Annotated in this window: 17 protein-coding genes; 8 read left to right on the top strand and 9 right to left on the bottom strand. The window is 55.3% G+C overall.

The annotated features are described in order from the left end of the window. The 6 genes from P8O11_RS06445 to P8O11_RS06420 all read right to left on the bottom strand — a co-directional run. Positions 1-345: cob(I)yrinic acid a,c-diamide adenosyltransferase (locus P8O11_RS06445; RefSeq protein ID WP_300292855.1), on the bottom strand; the 345-nt coding region annotated here is incomplete at its 3' end. A 301-nt stretch (positions 346-646) separates the two neighbouring features. Then, positions 647-1,417 (bottom strand): SDR family oxidoreductase, encoded by a 771-nt coding sequence (locus tag P8O11_RS06440; protein WP_300292853.1) that lies wholly within the window; start codon positions 1,415-1,417, stop codon positions 647-649. Between the two features lie 4 nt (positions 1,418-1,421). Further along, a complete protein-coding gene (locus P8O11_RS06435) occupies positions 1,422-2,633 on the bottom strand; it encodes an ABC transporter permease (RefSeq protein ID WP_300292851.1) in 1,212 nt (403 codons plus the stop codon). Between the two features lie 5 nt (positions 2,634-2,638). Then, positions 2,639-3,910: an ABC transporter permease gene (locus tag P8O11_RS06430; RefSeq protein WP_089893225.1), complete on the bottom strand. Its 1,272-nt coding sequence runs from the start codon at positions 3,908-3,910 to the stop codon at positions 2,639-2,641. 140 nt (positions 3,911-4,050) lie between these two features. After that, complete coding sequence (locus P8O11_RS06425) at positions 4,051-5,154, bottom strand: extracellular solute-binding protein (RefSeq protein WP_300292846.1); 1,104 nt, start codon at positions 5,152-5,154, stop codon at positions 4,051-4,053. Between the two features lie 117 nt (positions 5,155-5,271). After that, positions 5,272-6,372 carry an ABC transporter ATP-binding protein gene (locus P8O11_RS06420; protein WP_300292844.1) on the bottom strand — a complete coding sequence of 367 codons (1,101 nt, stop codon included), beginning with the start codon at positions 6,370-6,372 and terminating at the stop codon, positions 5,272-5,274. Positions 6,373-6,446: 74 nt separating this feature from the next. Between P8O11_RS06420 and P8O11_RS06415 the strand changes: the two genes are divergently transcribed. Genes P8O11_RS06415 through argE form a run of 3 tightly spaced genes read left to right on the top strand, consistent with a single transcriptional unit; the run spans position 6,447 to position 9,063 of the window. Further along, positions 6,447-6,725: a hypothetical protein gene (locus tag P8O11_RS06415; RefSeq protein ID WP_300292842.1), complete on the top strand. Its 279-nt coding sequence runs from the start codon at positions 6,447-6,449 to the stop codon at positions 6,723-6,725. Continuing rightward, positions 6,722-7,906 (top strand): M24 family metallopeptidase, encoded by a 1,185-nt coding sequence (locus P8O11_RS06410; protein ID WP_300292840.1) that lies wholly within the window; start codon positions 6,722-6,724, stop codon positions 7,904-7,906. The genes P8O11_RS06415 and P8O11_RS06410 overlap by 4 nt, the downstream gene beginning before the upstream one ends. After that, complete coding sequence (gene argE / locus P8O11_RS06405; RefSeq protein ID WP_300292838.1) at positions 7,903-9,063, top strand: acetylornithine deacetylase; 1,161 nt, start codon at positions 7,903-7,905, stop codon at positions 9,061-9,063. The genes P8O11_RS06410 and argE overlap by 4 nt, the downstream gene beginning before the upstream one ends. A 230-nt stretch (positions 9,064-9,293) precedes the next feature. Here the strand turns inward: argE and P8O11_RS06400 are convergent, their stop codons facing one another. Both P8O11_RS06400 and P8O11_RS06395 read right to left on the bottom strand, forming a co-directional pair. Further along, positions 9,294-10,688 (bottom strand): aspartate aminotransferase family protein, encoded by a 1,395-nt coding sequence (locus P8O11_RS06400; RefSeq protein WP_300292836.1) that lies wholly within the window; start codon positions 10,686-10,688, stop codon positions 9,294-9,296. A gap of 77 nt (positions 10,689-10,765) precedes the next feature. Then, on the bottom strand, positions 10,766-11,422 hold the full coding sequence (locus P8O11_RS06395; protein WP_177170705.1) for a GntR family transcriptional regulator: 657 nt from the start codon (positions 11,420-11,422) through the stop codon (positions 10,766-10,768). A 192-nt stretch (positions 11,423-11,614) separates the two neighbouring features. On the opposite strand from P8O11_RS06395, the gene P8O11_RS06390 reads away from it, so the two are divergent. Genes P8O11_RS06390 through P8O11_RS06370 form a run of 5 tightly spaced genes read left to right on the top strand, consistent with a single transcriptional unit; the run spans position 11,615 to position 16,914 of the window. Further along, positions 11,615-12,700 carry a polyamine ABC transporter substrate-binding protein gene (locus tag P8O11_RS06390; RefSeq protein ID WP_300292833.1) on the top strand — a complete coding sequence of 362 codons (1,086 nt, stop codon included), beginning with the start codon at positions 11,615-11,617 and terminating at the stop codon, positions 12,698-12,700. A gap of 58 nt (positions 12,701-12,758) precedes the next feature. Beyond that, positions 12,759-13,883, top strand: coding sequence for an ABC transporter ATP-binding protein (locus P8O11_RS06385; protein ID WP_300292831.1), 1,125 nt, complete (start codon positions 12,759-12,761; stop codon positions 13,881-13,883). Positions 13,884-13,886: 3 nt separating this feature from the next. Then, positions 13,887-14,777 carry an ABC transporter permease subunit gene (locus P8O11_RS06380; protein ID WP_300292829.1) on the top strand — a complete coding sequence of 297 codons (891 nt, stop codon included), beginning with the start codon at positions 13,887-13,889 and terminating at the stop codon, positions 14,775-14,777. Beyond that, the gene (locus P8O11_RS06375) at positions 14,774-15,595 is read left to right on the top strand and encodes an ABC transporter permease (RefSeq protein WP_300292827.1); all 822 of its coding nucleotides are present in this window, start codon (positions 14,774-14,776) and stop codon (positions 15,593-15,595) included. The genes P8O11_RS06380 and P8O11_RS06375 overlap by 4 nt, the downstream gene beginning before the upstream one ends. Further along, on the top strand, positions 15,595-16,914 hold the full coding sequence (locus tag P8O11_RS06370; protein ID WP_300292825.1) for an FAD-binding oxidoreductase: 1,320 nt from the start codon (positions 15,595-15,597) through the stop codon (positions 16,912-16,914). Before P8O11_RS06375 ends, P8O11_RS06370 begins: the two co-directional genes overlap by 1 nt. Before the next feature lie 89 nt (positions 16,915-17,003). Here P8O11_RS06370 and P8O11_RS06365 read toward each other — a convergent pair. Then, a partial coding sequence (locus P8O11_RS06365; RefSeq protein ID WP_300292823.1) for an aminotransferase class III-fold pyridoxal phosphate-dependent enzyme occupies positions 17,004-17,282 on the bottom strand: 279 nt, incomplete at its 5' end.

The raw sequence follows: 17,282 nt of genomic DNA, 5'->3' as shown, positions 1-17,282 counted from the left end.
TGCTTGGGTGAGTGCCGCTTCAGCCGCCGCGATATCGCGTGCGCGGTCCTGACTGTCCCAAGTGAAGCCCTCACCCATCATATGCCAGTCCACGCCGCCTAGACGGTCAAAGAATTGCTTCTCCCCCGTGATCCATTTCCCTTTCACAAACTGCACCACGCCGACCCGTTGCTTCCAGCCCAGCGCACGGGTGATCACTCCAAAAGCCGAGCTGCTCTTGCCCTTGCCATCGCCTGTATGAACAAGAACAAGCCCCTTTTCAGGGTCTCTCAACTCTTTCTGTTTCTCCTGATGCGCCGCCTGAACCGCTTTCATCTGAGCGCGATACTTTTCTGCCTCTGACATTTTCTTTCCCTTCAATCGTTGCCACACCAACACAGAAACCACAGTGAGTTTCCAGTCCAATCAGTTCAAAATTTCATCGTAAAATCACTGTCTCGGCACGCTTTGGCCAGACTTTCCTGTCACGCTTAGCGCCTGATACCGCTCAATAGGGAGACACACAGTTTGCATAAGCGACGCATTCGCCTGTTTTCTGCGCTTGGTCTCGCCTTGGCGGGCGGCGCTCTTGCTGGAACGCTGCTCTCAGCTCTGCCAGAGCCCGTTGCCAGCCTTTCGGGGCCGCCAAGGGTGTCTGTCGCTACGCTCAATTAGTGCTCTGATAGCCGCGCTGGAGCTTTGCCATCCCGCCAATCCAACGGTCATAATCCAACACTTTGGCGCGCAAATACGCGTCTACTTTCGGATGCGGCAGGATCAGAAAACGCTCGGCCTCGACCCCGTCGAGCGCTGCCTTCGCCACAGCCTTCGCACTCAAGACCCCGTCAAGCGCAGCAGGATGGTCCGCAGCGCCTTTGATCATATCCGTGTCCACGCCCTGTGGACAGAGAACAGAGACCCGTATCCCATCATCACGATGCGTAATCGCAAGATTTTCGGCAAAGCCGATCGCCGCGTGCTTTGTTGTAGAGTAAGGCGCGCTGCCGATCTGGCTCAAAAGTCCAGCCGCCGAAGCGGTCTGAAGGAAGTGCCCGCCACCCCGCGCGCGCATCAGCGGAACAAGGACAGCCGCCGCATGCACATGGGCCATCACGTTAACATCCCATGCACGCTGCCACTCTAGGGCATCAGCGCCCGCCGCGTTGTCAAAATTCAGCGGACCCAATATGCCGGCATTTGAGCAAAAAAGATCAATCGGCCCCGCATGAGCCTCGATCTGCTCAATCGTACCGCAGATCGCTTCTCGGTCCGAAACATCGCAAATATAGCTGCTGTCCGCCTTCGCAGATCGAACCCCCTCAGACAGATCAAGGGCGGCCACATGGACCGCCCCTCTGTCTTTAAGCTCTCTCACCAATGCGGTGCCAATTCCCTTGGCCGCACCCGTGACAACAGCAATCTTGCCTGCGATCAGCATTGTCTTAGCTGGGCGACATGCCGCGCAGACGCTCTGAACGGCGGCGCAGAACTTCCAATGTCGTCAGAAGCGCAATCGAGATCACAACCAAAATCGTCGCCACAGCAAGGATCGTCGGACTGATCTGCTCACGCAGCCCCGTGAACATCTGCCAAGGCAGCGTCTTCTGGCTCGCCGAGCCAACAAACAGCACAACAACGACTTCGTCAAAGCTGGTGATGAAGGCAAACAGGCCACCCGAGATAACGCCTGGCAAAATCAGCGGCATCTGTACGCGAAAGAATGTAGTCACAGGGTCCGCACCCATATTCGCCGCCGCGCGCGTCAGCGAACGGTCAAAGCCCACAAGCGTCGCGGTGACGGTGATGATCACGAAAGGAATGCCCAAAACAGCATGCGCAAGGATCACTTTGATATAGCCAACAAGGTTCTTATCAAGCCCAAGCGAGCCCTCCATCCAGTTGCCGATCTGGCTGTAGAAAAAGAACATACCGGTCGCCGAGATGATAAGCGGAACAATCATCGGCGAAATCATAATCGCCATAATAGCGCGTCGACCCGGCACATGCGACTGGCTCAAGCCAATCGCCGCTAGTGTGCCCAGCGTCACAGAAATCACAGTCGCAATCGGTGCGATGATCAGTGAGTTCTTAAAGCTGCGCTGCCATTCGTTGTTGGTGAAAAAGTCTTGGTAGTGCTTAAGCGAGTAGCCCGCAGGGTCAAACCGCAGCATCTCTGGTGTGAAGGTAAAGAAGTTCTGCGCATTGAACGACAGGGGCAGAACCACAAGGATGGGTGTGATCAGGAAAATGAAGATTACAGCACAGATCATGCGGAAGCCGAAATACCACAGCACCTGATACCATGTGAGATAGGGCGCGATGTAAGAGCGATAGCGCCCCTCATAAGCCCAGTAGATGAGCCAGCCCGCGACGGCGCCAAGAATGCCGCCGATCACAGCCAGAGGAATACCCCCCGCCGCAAAGCCCAAGACGCCCCCCGCAACAAACGTTATGCCACGCCCGATACGTTCGTTTTTGATGATGGCGATATAGACAAACGCCAGCGCAATCATCAGCGCCGCGCCAACCACAACACCCATCGGGCCAGAGCCGTTCGCCGTGCCAAAAAAGAGCCCGAAGAAGGCGCCAAAGCCGCCAGTGATCATTGCAACAAGCCAGAACGGTTTGCGAGAAATAGGAGTGAGTGCTGCCATGGTCTTTACCCCAGTTTCACGTTGTCGATGCCAACGATCTTATCGTAGGCCCAGTAGAGAATGAGTACCGCTCCAAGAAGGATCGAGCCGAGTGCAGCCGCAAGCCCCCAGTTGAGCGATGTCGAAATGTGATAGGCGATCCGGTTGGAAATAAAGACGCCTTTGTTGCCGCCAACGATCTCAGGCGTGATGTAATAGCCAATCGCCAGGATGAATACGAGAATAGAGCCCGCGCCGATCCCCGGAATAGACTGCGGGAAATAGACCCGCCAGAAGGCCGTCCAGTTGGTTGCGCCAAGGCTCTTGGCAGCGCGCAGATAGGTCGGCTGGATCGTTTGCATCACCGAATACATCGGCAGGATCATGAACGGCAGCAAGATGTGCGTCATCGCAATGATCGTGCCGGTCGCGTTGTTGATAATGATAAGCCTGTCGTCATCCGCCAGAAAGCCGAGCCAGACCAAGACGTCATTGATAACCCCCTGCTGTTGCAACATCACTTTCCAAGCCGAGGTCCGCACAAGGAGCGAGGTCCAGAACGGCAGCAGCACGAGGATCATCAGGAGGTTCGCTTGACGCGCTGGCAAATTAGCCAAAATCCAAGCCACGGGATACCCAAGCAAGACACACAGTGAGGTGATCACAAGAGACATCCACATCGTCCGCCCAAACAGCTTGAGAAGAACCCGCTTGTCTTCGTCTTGCACTTGCGCGCCATCAGGCGTGCGCTTCATGTCGACAGCATTGAGAAAGTAACCATTGGTGAACTTTACAGAATGAGTCTGCATCGTCTTCCAAGTCTCGACTTTGCCCCAGTCTTTGTGTGTGTCGATCAAGAGCTCTTTGAACGGCCCGCCATTTTCAAGATCAAACTTCTTCGCGACACGCCCGGTCTTACGAAACAGCGATGAGAAGCCGCTCTCTTCGTAGTTCAGTCGTCCACCAATCCGCGTGTGTGATTTCTCAGCAGCGGCCGCCTTCATGTCGCGCGCAAGAGCGGCGTAAACCGCCTCATCAGGCAACTCGCCCTGAGACGCATCCCAGTTTTTTAGCGCTGCCACCGTGTAGGGCATTGTCTCGTCGACGATACGGTTGTCCACAGAGCGGAACAACATCGAGACAATCGGGATGATAAAGGAAATCAGCACAAAAATAAGCAGCGGCGCAATCAGCATAAGTGCGCGGGTTTTTTCAACCCTTAGCGCGCGCGCCAAGCTCTTCTTGAGCGGCGTGCCGTCTGCGGCCAGCACTGGCCCGTTTGTCTTCGTATCGCTCATAATCGTCCCCGTTTCGTCTCGGTCGTTGGTCGCGTTTAAGGTCTTTTCGCCTTATGCGTTTTGAATAAGGCTCGCTCAGAGCCACATACAAAACGCGAAGGAAGAGGGAGGCCCCAAAAGGCCCCCCTCAAAGTCATCGCTTATTTCGCAAGCCAAGCTTGGAATTTCGCGTCGAGATCGTCACGGTTGTCTGCCCACCAGTTGTAGTCATAGATGTGGACGTTTGCCGCGTTCGCTGGATCTGTTGGCATGTGTGGCGCCATATCGATACCCAGACCTTCGTGCTTGCCTACGAGAGGCGCTGACGATTTACGCGCAGGGCCGTACGAAATGTATTTCGCTTGGTCTGCAAGGCGCTGTGTATCTGTCGCAAAGAATACATAGTCCAGAGCACGTGCCTGACGCTCGGGCGAAAGACCCGCTGGGATGATCCAACCGTCAAGGTCGAATGACTGCATGTCCCAGAGCATACCGATCGGCTGGTTCTGCTCGGCAATAGCTGAGAAGAGACGGCCGTTGAACGTGGAGCCCATAACAACTTCGCCATCGGCGAGAAGCTGTGGTGTTTCCGCGCCCGCTGTCCACCAGACAACGCTTGATTTGATGGTGTCGAGCTTGGCAAGTGCCTTCTCTACGCCTTCGTCTGTGCCGAGGACTTCATAAATGTCGTCCTTTGCAACGCCGTCGCAGTAAAGAGCCCATTCCATGTTGTCGATTGGGCGCTTCTGAAGCGAACGCTTGCCTGGGAATGCTTCCAGATCAAACACGTCACAAACAGTTGTTGGAGCTGTGTCACCAACGAGGTCTGTGCGGTAACCGAATGTTGTCGAGTAAACGATCTGCGGGATGAAGCAATCGCTGACCAAAAGGTCGCCGAAGTCTTCTGTTGCAGATGTTCCATCAGGCGCAGGCGCGAGCATGTTGTCGAAGTCGATTTCCATGGCGAGGCCTTCGTCGCACAGGCGCATCGCGTCAGACGCAACAACGTCAACCACATCCCATGTGATGTTGTTGGCTTCGTTCATGGCGCGCAGCTTGGCTACGGCTTCGGCTGAGCTGTCATCGCTGATGATGTTGACGCCAGTCTTTTCCATGTAAGGCTTGTGATACGCGTTCATTTGCGAGTCGGTGTAAGCGCCGCCCCATGACACGATGGTCATTTCGTCAGCCATATCCGCCGCACCGGAAACGCCAGCAACCATTGTGAGTGCTGTTGTCGCCATAAGTGTCTTGGTGAATTTCATTTCATTCTCCCGTTGTTGCCCTTGTAAACTTAAGTGACTTGGCCTTTTGGGCTTTCAGCCAAACCACATTCAATCAACACGCACCGCAAACGGCACGCGCGATATTCTCATGCTGCCTTACGCGTCAAGCGCGCGGCAGTCTTCCGGCAGCCAACCGATCTCGATCTGCTGTCCTGGTTGCAGACGCACCTGGTCAGGCGCGTTGCGTGATTTGATGATGAACTCGTCGTTCCCGGCCACTCGCAGACGCGTGCGGAAGATGTCACCCATGTAAATAAATTCGAGCACTTCGGCCTTAAGTGTGTGCGCGCCCTTCTTCAAGCGCGTTTTGTCAAACTCGACACGCTCTGGACGGATAGAAACAGTCGTGCGGTCGCCAACCTTGCTCACATTGACGGGCATCGCATCGATCTCTTCGCCGCTATCAAGCTGCACAACGCACGCATTGCCACTGATCTTTTTCACAACACCATGCAGCGTATTATTCTCGCCAATAAACTGCGCCACAAAGCTGTTCTGTGGGTTTTCATAAAGCTCTGCCGGCGGCGCAATCTGCTGGATGCGACCATCGTCAAACACAGCGACACGGTCTGACATTGTCAGCGCTTCCGTCTGGTCATGGGTCACATAAACAGTGGTGATGCCAAGATTGTGGGCCAGATGTGTAATCTCAAATTTCATCTTCTCCCGAAGCTGCTTGTCGAGCGCGCCAAGTGGTTCGTCCATGAGTACGAGTTCAGGCTCAAACACCAGTGCGCGCGCCAGAGCAACGCGCTGTTGCTGGCCGCCCGAAAGCTGTGCAGGACGCCGCCCGCCAAAGCTGCCCATCTCGACCATATCCAAGGCGCGCTTGACCTTGGCTTCGCGGTCCGATTTGCCAATCTTGCGAACCTCAAGCGGAAACGCGAGGTTCTCAGCGATCGTCATATGTGGGAAAAGGGCATAATTCTGAAACACCATCCCGATACCGCGCTTGTGCGGCGGGATGTTGTTGATGCTCACTCCATCAATCTTGATCTCGCCGTGTGTGGCGGTTTCAAAGCCAGCCAACATCATGAGGCAAGTCGTCTTGCCAGAGCCTGACGGCCCAAGCATTGTCAGAAACTCGCCTTTGGGCAATGTGAGGTTAAGGTCTTTTACGACAAGCGTCTCGCCGTCGTAACTTTTCTGAACACGTTCGAACGCTACGAACGCATCTTCATTATGCGTGTTGGCCAAAAATCGGCTCCCCGTCGTTTCACTGTGGCTTGAACCACTTATCGTCTCGCATCTAACCTCAGGTAAGAGGTATCATGCAACAGTCTAACCAAGTATTTTTTTATGGACCCTGTCTGATCAATTTTAAGTCAGAAAACGCACAAAAAGTTCATTTTTGCGCCAGAAAATTTTTTATGTCTGTGAATTTTCGCAAGATTATTTCGCACCTGCAGCAAGCTTCACTTGTAAACAAACGGAGAATCAATCCTCCAAATGTCGCAAACCGCCCAATCGCGGCGCTTTACTGGCTAGACCAAAGCACAGCTCTTAAACCTCATAAGAAAAATCCAAAACAAACCGAGCCAAGCACATGAATTTTCAGAGAACGCCTTTTTCCGAAGTCGAATACGCCGCCCGCCTCACCAAGACACGGCAGGCCATGGAAGCCGCAGGCATCGACCTGCTCTATGTGCAAGACCCCTCAAACATGGCTTGGCTCACAGGCTATGACGGCTGGTCGTTTTATGTCCATCAAGGCGTAATCATTACACATGACAGCGCTCCTCATTGGTGGGGCCGCCGCCAAGATGCCAATGGCGCCGTACGCACCGTCTGGATGGAAGACAGCCACATCCACGGCTACGCCGACCACTTCGTCCAATCCACCACACGCCACCCCATGCAAGACCTCGCCGAGCGCATCAAATCTATCGGAAAAGAAGACGTCCGCATCGGCGTCGAAATGGACAATTACTACTTCTCTGCCAAAGCCTTCCAAACCCTTCTCACAGAGCTGCCCAACGCGCAGTTCCTTGATGCCACAGCATTGGTCAATTGGCAGCGCACCGTGAAGTCCGAAGAAGAGCTCGTCTTCATGCGCCGCGCCGCCAAGATCAGCGAAAAGGTCGTCGATGGCCTCCTCGAGCGCGTCGAAGTCGGCATCCCCAAAAACGAGGTCGTCGCCGATCTTCAGCGCGATCTGATCCTCGGCGCCGATGGTCACTGGGGCGATTATGCTGCCATCGTGCCGCTCCTGCCGTCAGGCTCTGACGCCGCCGCACCGCACCTCACATGGGATGGCCGACCCTTCCAAAAAAACGAGGCGACCTTCTTTGAAATCTCAGGCTGCTACCGCCGCTACCACGCTCCCTTCTGCCGCACGATCTTCCTTGGCGAGCCCAGCGATTTCCTCAAGCGCGCCGAGGCCGCCCTTGTCGAAGGTCTGGAAGCAGGCCTTGATAAAGCCCGCGCCGGCAACCGCGCCTGCGATATCGCCAATGCCCTCGCCGCCCCGCTCGAGGCCGCAGGGATCGAACGTGGCGCGCGCTGCGGCTATCCCGTCGGCCTCAGCTACCCGCCCGACTGGGGCGAGCGCACAATCTCCCTGCGCTCCGAGGACGAAACCGTGCTTGAGCCAGGCATGACATTCCACTTCATGCCAGGCCTCTGGATGGACGATTGGGGCATGGAAATCACAGAAACGATCCTGATCAAAGACGAGGGCCCCGCCGAAGCGCTCTGTGATCGCCCCCGCAAGATGTTTGTCAAACCATGAGCACACTCGTCCGCACCGTCGAGATACTGGAAAAGCTCATCGCCTTTCCAACCATATCCCCTGACAGCAATCTGGAGATGATCGCCTTTATGGCCGATCATCTCGGTCAGCTCGGCGCGCGGGTGAATACCTTTACCTCGCCCTGCGGAACCAAGGCCAATCTCTTCGCCACATTGGGCCCCGAAGGCGACGGCGGCATTGTCCTCTCGGGTCACTCCGATGTCGTCCCGGTTGCCGAGCAAGACTGGACATCTGACCCCTTCACGCTCGCGCAGCGAGACGGCCTCCTCTTTGGCCGTGGCACATGTGACATGAAAGGCTTCATTGCAGCGACGCTTGCCATGGCAGAAGACTACGCTGCCCTTGATCTCACCCGCCCTGTCCACTTCGCCTTAACACATGACGAAGAAACAGGCTGCATCGGCGCGCAAGCCCTGGTCGAGGAACTGAAGGCCCAAGGCCTCAAGCCGGCGATCGCCATCATTGGCGAACCCACAGAAATGCGAATCATCGAAGGCCACAAAGGCTGCTGCGAATACACCACGCGCTTCACGGGCCTCGAGGGCCACGGCAGCCAGCCTGCCCGCGGGGTGAATGCCGCCGAATATGCCGTGCGCTATGTCACCAAGCTCATGGAGCTGCGCCACGATCTTATGGCGCGTTCCCCCAAAGGCAGCCGCTTTGAGCCGCCCTACACCACCGTCAACATCGGCCGCATCGCTGGCGGCGTCGCGCATAACGTGATCGTCGGCAAAGCCGAAGTCGAATGGGAGTTCCGCCCCGTTCAGGACAGCGATTACACATTCGTTCACGCAGAGCTCGACGCCTACACAAACGATGTTTTGCTCCCCGCCATGCGCGCAGTGCATCCAGCAGCACATATCGAAGTCGAGACCATGGGCGAGGTCGCCGGCCTGATGCCGATGGAAGACAACGAAGCCCGCGATCTCTGCGCCGCGCTCACGGGCGGCAATGGTGTCGATGTGGTGGCTTTCGGCACAGAAGCAGGCCTCTTCCAGTCGCTCGGTATGTCCGCAGTGGTCTGTGGGCCCGGTAGCATCGAACAAGCTCACAAGCCAGACGAATTCATCTCACCTGATCAACTTCAGGCTTGCCTCGCCATGCTTCAGGGCCTCAGCAAAAAGCTCACAGCATAAAGACCAGCGTACGCTGCATTAAGTAATTTTGTATTAACAAAACCCCGTTTCAGGCGGTGCACGCATTGTGCACGGGTTGTGCACGCATATCACCCCCCTGTTTTACACAAACGGCAAGGTATTAACCTTGCTATACGCACCTCAACATTTCCGCTTTTTCTTTCCAGAAATATCCCGGGGGTGTGGGGGCAGAGCCCCCACTGGGTCGCCTGCGTCAGCAGGCGAAACCCCTAGCTCATCGCCTTGAAAAGGCCGGCTGCTTTCACGTTCTCATAGCCCTCATCCAGAGCCTTCCGCGCCCGCACAATCAGCGTGTCAATCTCGGCCTTTGTAATCACCAAAGGTGGGCTGATCACCATACGATCTCCGACATGGCGCATAATAAGGTTGTTGGCAAAACAGCGCTCCCGCACCATAAAACCAACAGTCCCCACATCCGCAGCAAACTTCGCTCGAGTGGTCTTGTCAGGCGTCAAAGCCAGTGACCCCATCATCCCCACAACCTTAACTTCGCCGACCATCGGATGGTCGCCAAGGCTTTCGAATTTCTCTTTGAGATAAGGCGCAAGCTCCCGCGCCGCGTGGCTCACGATTCCCTCCTCGTCAAGAATCCGCAAGTTCTCCAGCGCTACAGCACAGGCCACAGGATGGCCCGAATATGTATAGCCATGGTTGAACTCACAGGCCCCCAAAACAGCCGCTACTTTGTCGTTCACAATACTCGCCGAAATCGGCGCGTACCCTGAGCTAAGCCCTTTTGCTACCGTCATAATATCGGGTTTGATCCCCATCGTTTGCGAGCCAAACCAGTTGCCCGTGCGACCAAATCCGCAGATCACCTCATCTGCAATCAGGAGGATACCGTACTTGTCACAGATGCGCTGGATTTCTGGCCAATACGTCGACGGAGGAATGATCACACCGCCCGCGCCCTGCACCGGCTCGCCGATAAACGCCGCGACTTTATGTTCCCCCAATTCAAGGATCGCTTTCTCAAGCTGCTGGGCGCGCTCAAGACCAAAGTCTTCGGGGCTCATATCCCCGCCTTCGGCCCACCAGTTCGGCTGGTCGATGTGGTGAATATCAGGGATCATCCCGCTCTGCGCATGCATCCCCGCCATGCCACCCAACGCAGACGATGCAACGGACGAGCCGTGGTACGCGTTCTTGCGTGAGATGATCACAGTCTTCTCTGGCTGGCCCTTTTCCTGCCAATAAGTTCGCACAATACGGATGTTTGTATCGTTTGCTTCAGACCCCGAATTTGCAAAGAAAACGTGGTTCAAATCATAAGGCGTCAGCTCGGCCAAACGCTCCGCCAAAGCAATCGCAGGAACGTGAGTCGTTTGGAAAAACGTGTTGTAATATGGCAGCTCGCGCATCTGGCGGCTGGAAACTTCAGCGAGCTCGTCACGGCCATAACCGATATTCACACACCACAACCCCGCCATCGCATCAAGGATCTCGTTACCCTCACTGTCTGTAAGCGTCACGCCCTTCGCACGTGTGATTACCCGTGCGCCCTTTTTCTCAAGATCGTCGTTGGTCGTAAAAGGATGCATGTGATGCGCCGCGTCTAGGCGTTGCAGCTCTTCTGTCGGCATGTGGTTGGTGATCTGTGTCATATCAAACTCCCGTCAGCGCTGGCGGCGCCTGCGCTATCAAATTCATCCCCGTTAGAATATGATCAAATTATTTTCTGTCAATCTCTTGTGGTCTCGGCAAGCGCGCGGCGCACCTGCTCCATACCTTGTATCACATCTTCTCGCATGGCCTTGGCCGCCGCCTGCGTATCGCCTGCACGCATCGCGCTCAGCGCCTCATGATGCTGGTCGGGGAGATTTTCTGTCCCAACGCGCCCACAAACCACGCGCAAACTTGGCCCAAAACGTAACCAAAGGCCGTCTGCGAGTGCTGAAAGAATAGGCGCATCCGCCATAGAGTAGAGCCGCGCATGGAACCGGTAATTCTGTTCAAGATAATTTCTCACGTCGCCCTGCGCGATCGCGACATCTAGCGCTTCGTCGATCAAGGTCAGCTCCGCAATGTCCGCATCCGTTGCCCGTTCGGTTGCTCTAATTGTCAGTTGAGGCTCAATCGCCTGCCGTGCAAAAATTAGCTCATTCACATGCCCGACAGTCAACACTGGCACGACAACACGCCTGTTTCCCAAGAATTCGAGGGCCCCTTCGGCTGTCAGGCGGCGTATTGCTTCTCTTACAGGTGTCATCCCTGCGCCAAGCGTTTCACAGATTCCCTGAATTGTCACCGCTTGGCCTGGGGCCAGCTCACCAAACAAAAGCAAATCTCGCATCTCGCGATAGACTTTTTCATGTGCTGGCAACTCCGGAGATAACATGGTGGGGTAGGCGGCAAAACTCACCAAACTGGCCGAGGTCGCGGGGTCTTGCGTCATGAACTATCCTTCCGAATCTCTTGCATTTTTCTGCGCATCGTGCAGGCATCTTAATTGAAATGTTGCCAAGACAGTCAAAACTTGATCAAATATTTCGTCAAGGGGAATGACCTCGCAAACAGGGAGAAACCAAATATGAAAACGTATCTGCTCTCAGCAGTAGCCTCACTCGCACTCGTCGCAGGCATGGCCTCGGCCCAAGAAGTGCGCGTCTATAATTGGTCGGACTATATCGATGAAGAACTGCTTGCCAAGTTCGAAGAAGAGACTGGCATCAAGCTTATCTACGACGTGTTCGACTCAAACGAAGTTCTCGAGACAAAGCTCCTCGCAGGTGGCTCCGGCTATGACGTGGTCGTGCCATCAGGTACATTCCTGCAGCGCCAGATCACTGCCGGCGCGTTCCAAAAGCTCGACATGTCCAAGTTCACAAATAAGGGCAATATGTGGGACGCAATCGAAGCCCGCACAGCCAAATACGACTCTGATAATGCGTACTCCATTAACTATATGTGGGGCACAACAGGCCTTGGCGTGAACGTCAACAAAGTTAAAGAAGTCCTCGGTGATGATGCGCCTGTTGGCTCACTCGATCTGGTGCTGAACCCTGCCAACATGGAAAAGCTCGCGTCATGCGGCGTGCACTTCCTTGATGCTCCAGCAGAGATGATCCCGGCGGCTTTGGCCTACATCGGCGAAGACCCCGACAGCCAAGACCCTGACGTGATCGGCAAGACCGAAGCTGTGCTGTCCGCAATTGCACCATATGTGCAGAAGTTCCACAGCTCTGAATATATCAACGCGCTCGCCAACGGCGATATCTGCGTTGCCTTTGGCTGGTCTGGCGATATCCTTCAGGCCCGTGATCGCGCAGCGGAAGCAGAGAATGGTGTTGAAATCGCCTACAACGCTCCCAAAGAGGGCGCGCTCATGTGGTTCGACCAAATGGCGATCCCTGTTGACGCACCGAACGTAGACGGCGCGCACAAGTTCCTCGACTTCATCATGAATGCCGAGAACATGGCCGCAGCTTCAAACTATGTCTATTACGCCAACGGCAACTTGGCTTCACAGCCTATGCTGGAAGAAGACGTCATCGGCGATACAGCAATTTACCCTGATGCGGCAACTCTGGAGAAGCTCTACACAACCTCTCCTTATGACGCAAAAGTTCAGCGTGTCGTCACACGGCTCTGGACAAAAATAAAATCAGGTACATAAGCCTGAAATCAGCCCGCAAACTACGGTTTGCGGGCTTCTTAAACTTCGGGGGATACGCATGGCACAGACAGTTTTCGCACCTTGGCTCGACGCAAATGAAAAGCCGTTGATTCAATTCAAAAATGTCACCAAGCGCTTTGGTGATTTCGTCGCCATCGACAACCTTACACAAGATATTTACGCAAAAGAATTCTTTGCGCTTCTCGGCCCGTCAGGCTGCGGCAAAACCACAATGATGCGCATGCTCGGCGGCTTTGAAACCCCGACAGAAGGCCAGATCCTGATTGCAGGGCAAGACATGGCAGGTGTGCCCCCAAACAAGCGCGCCGTGAACATGATGTTCCAGTCCTATGCGCTTTTCCCGCACCTGTCGGTCGCAGAAAACATTGCTTTCGGCCTGAAGCGCGAAGGCAAACCTAAGCCCGAGATAGACGAGCGCGTCGAAGAGATGCTCCGCCTCACTCGGCTCACCAAATTTGCCAAGCGAAAGCCCCACCAAATTTCTGGCGGCCAACGTCAGCGCGTGGCCCTTGCCCGCTCTCTCGCCAAAGCGCCCAAGCTTTTACTTCTGGATGAGCCGCTCGGCGCGCTCGACAAAAAACTGCGTCAGGACACCCAGTTTGAATTGATGAATATTCAGGAAAAGACGGGAACAACCTTTGTCATCGTGACCCACGATCAAGAAGAGGCGATGACCGTCGCCTCACGCGTTGCCGTGATGGACGAAGGCGAAATCATTCAGGTCGCAACACCTGCCGATATCTATGAGCGCCCGAACTCTGTGTATGTGGCCGACTTCATTGGTGATGTGAATATTCTCAACGGCCATGCAACACGCGCAGGCGATGGCTACGACATAGCCTATACAGAGGGCAAGGCGCCCCTTCACGCTAAGACAACCAGTGATCTTGGCGAAAGCTCTAAATGTGCATTGGCCATCCGCCCAGAAAAAGTTTCGATCACTGCGGCAAAGCCCGCAAAAGTGACCAACGCAATCAAAGGTAAAATCATAGATATCGCCTATATCGGGAACCTCTCGACCTATCATGTCGAAATCGAGGGTGGCCACATGATCAAAGCACAAACCGCCAACACCACGCGCCTCGAGCGCCGTAGCTTCACTTGGGAAGACACCGTCTGGCTCAGCTGGACTGACACAGCCGCCATCGTGCTGGAGGGCTAGAGTATGCGCCGCTTTACTCTGATCGCTGTTCCCTATGCCTGGCTCTTGGTGCTCTTCCTCGTGCCCTTTGTGATCGTATTTAAGATCAGTCTGTCAGATACAGCACTGGCCATTCCGCCCTACACACCTACGCTTGATTTTTCTTCAGGTTGGGCCGGTATCCGAGCGTTCTTCGCAGGTCTCGATTTTGAGAATTTCACATTCCTCACAACCGATGACCTTTACTGGAAGGCCTACCTCTCAAGCTTGCAAATCGCCGCAATCTCGACAGTGCTTACACTCCTTGTGGGATACCCTATCGCCTATGCAATGGCACAATCCCCCGACGAATGGCGCCCAACCCTGATGATGCTGGTAATCCTGCCCTTTTGGACCTCATTCCTGATCCGCGTTTATGCTTGGATGGGTATCCTCTCAAACGAAGGCTTCCTGAACCAGTTTCTCATCTGGACAGGCGTCATCTCCGAACCGCTCACAATCCTGAACACCAATACAGCCGTCTATATCGGCATCGTATATACCTACCTGCCCTTCATGATCCTGCCGATCTACGCCGCTTTGGAAAAACTAGACTCGTCTCTTCTTGAAGCCGCAGAAGACCTTGGCTGTTCGCGCCTCACCGCGTTTTGGCTCGTGACAGTACCGCTGTCAAAACAGGGCATCATTGCTGGCTGTTTCCTCGTCTTCATTCCCGCGCTTGGTGAGTTTGTTATCCCGTCACTGCTCGGAGGGTCACAAACCCTGATGATCGGCAAAGTCCTCTTCGAAGAGTTCTTCTCAAACCGCGATTGGCCCGTCGCCTCCGCTGTTGCAGTGATCCTCTTGCTCATTCTAATCATTCCGATCGTGCTCTTTCAACGCAACGAGCAGAAGCAACGGGAGGCTGAAGAATGAGACGCTTTACATGGTTCAACGCAACATCGCTTAGCTTCGGCCTCGCCTTTCTCTATCTACCAATGCTGATCTTGGTCATCTACAGCTTCAACGAGTCCAAGCTCGTGACAGTCTGGGCTGGTTTCTCGACCAAATGGTATGGTGAGCTTTTCCAGAACGAAGCCTTCCTTGATGCCGCATGGGTCACCGTTAAAGTCGCAGTGATGAGCTCCACAATCGCATCGATCCTCGGAACAATGGCAGCCTATGTCCTTGTGCGCGGCGGTCGCTTCAACGGGCGCACGCTCTTCTCTGGGATGATCTACGCGCCGCTCGTCATGCCCGAAGTCATCACAGGCCTTTCGCTTCTTTTGCTCTTCATCGGCATAGGCCTCGACCGCGGCGTTCTGACAATCGTGCTGGCGCATACGACGTTCTCAATGTGCTACGTCTCTGTCGTCGTCTCATCACGCCTTGTAAGTTTTGACCGCTCCCTCGAAGAGGCGGCGCTTGATCTGGGGTGCTCGCCTTTTGAGGCCTTCCGCCTTGTCACCCTACCAATTATCGCCCCTGCGGTGATCTCGGGCTGGCTTCTTGCCTTTACATTGTCTCTCGATGATCTCGTCATCGCCTCCTTCACAGCGGGCCCCTCTGCCACAACTCTCCCGATCAAGATTTTCTCTGCTGTGCGCCTTGGCGTCTCACCCGAGATCAACGCGCTTTCAACAATCATGATCAGCATCGTGACAGTCGGCGTCATAACAGCATCGCTTATGTCAAAACGCGCCACAGTGCGCCAGCAGCGCGAGGAGCGGGCAGCCGAAAGGGCCGCAGACTGATGCGGCGTATATTCTCTGGTCACGCCTACTCAGACGACCGTACGGCAAAAGGCTACTGGTCCCAAACGGTCAGTGATGAAGCCCTCAAGCGCCCGCAACTGACAGGCGCCCAGACAGCTGACGTCGCTGTTATTGGCGCTGGCTTCACGGGTCTTTCCGCCGCTCTTGCGTTGGCCGAGCAGGGTATCTCAGTCACTGTTCTTGACGCAGGGTTTCCCGGCTGGGGCGCGTCTGGGCGCAATGGGGGCTTCTGCTGCCTCGGTGGCGCAAAAGCGAGCGATAAGATGCTCGACCGCAAACATGGCAAACCCGCGCGGCTCGCCTATCGCCGCGCTGAAGCAGATGCGGTTCGACATGTGGCAACACAACTTGAAAGACACCAGATCGAAGCCGACACGCACAGCGATGGCGAAACCCAACTCGCTCATAAAGCCAGTATCCGGTTTGATGACGACGCCCGCGCGATTGAGGAAAATTACGGGGTCACTCCTACACTACACTGCAAACAAGAACTTCCCGCGCTGGGCATGTCGGGCCATTTTCACAGCGCCATCACAACACCGATTGGATTTGGCCTGAACCCACGTAAATACCTCGCTGGCCTCCTGAAGGCCGCAGAGACGGCAGGGGTAAAAATCTTTGGCCAAAGCCCTGTCAGCAAAATTGACCGTATACAGGCCTACAGCCTCAAAGCGCCGCAAGGCACACTCACTGCAGAGCAGCTGATTATAGCAACCAACGGCTATTCTTACGAGGACGTCCCCACATGGATGGCAGCGCGCTATATGCCCGCGCAATCTTCAGTGCTCGTAACGCGCGAGTTGACCGATACAGAGATCGCCAGCGGCTGGTCGTCCGATCAAGCCGCCTATGACAGCCGCACACTGCTGCACTACTTCCGTCTGATGCCAAACCGCCGCTTCCTCTTCGGAATGCGCGGTGGCCTTATGTCCTCCAAGAGCGCCGAGGCCCGCAACAAACGCAAAATCCGCGCCGATTTCGAAGCCATGTTCCCAGCTTGGGCAGAGGTCGAAACGCCCTTTTACTGGTCTGGAATGGTCTGCCTTTCCACAGGCCTCACACCCTTCGCAGGCCCGATTCCCGAGATGCCCGGCGCCTACGCGGGCTTTGCCTATCACGGGAATGGTGTCGCTATGGGGAGCTACGCAGGCGCGCTTCTCGCTGACCAAGTCTTAGGCGCACGGAAACTGCAAACCCCAAAACTTATGCTGCAGCCGCCCAAGCGCTTCCCTCTTGGTCCTGCCCGCCGCGCTCTGATGTATGGTCTCTACGCAGGTGCAGCTCTCAAAGATCTCTAGTCTTTTTCTTTCCTAAAATATCCCGGGAGAGCGCGAGAGGGCAGCGCCCTCTCGCCTACCGCGACGCGCCAAAGGCGCGGCGCAATTCCTCATACAGAGCCAAAGCCCACATCAAGCGCGCTCAAAACAGTGTCAATCTCAGCTTCAGAGATCGTCAGGGGTGGTGACATCAGGATGTTGTTCCCCCCCAGACGCACCATCGCCCCCGCATCATAGGCCGCCTTGTGGATACGCTTCATCGTCGGCATATCCATCGCCGCTTTGCCAGCCTTGTCAGACACGATTTCGATCCCCGTCATAAGCCCCTGACCGCCGCGCACATCGCCGATGATATCGTATTTTTCCGCCAGCTTGAGCGCACCTTGATA

Source organism: Lentibacter sp. (assembly GCF_029254145.1).
Classification (GTDB): Bacteria; Pseudomonadota; Alphaproteobacteria; order Rhodobacterales; family Rhodobacteraceae; genus Lentibacter.
The sequence above is the reverse complement of the archived record's forward strand: the minus strand, read 5'-3'. Positions and strand labels throughout refer to the sequence as shown.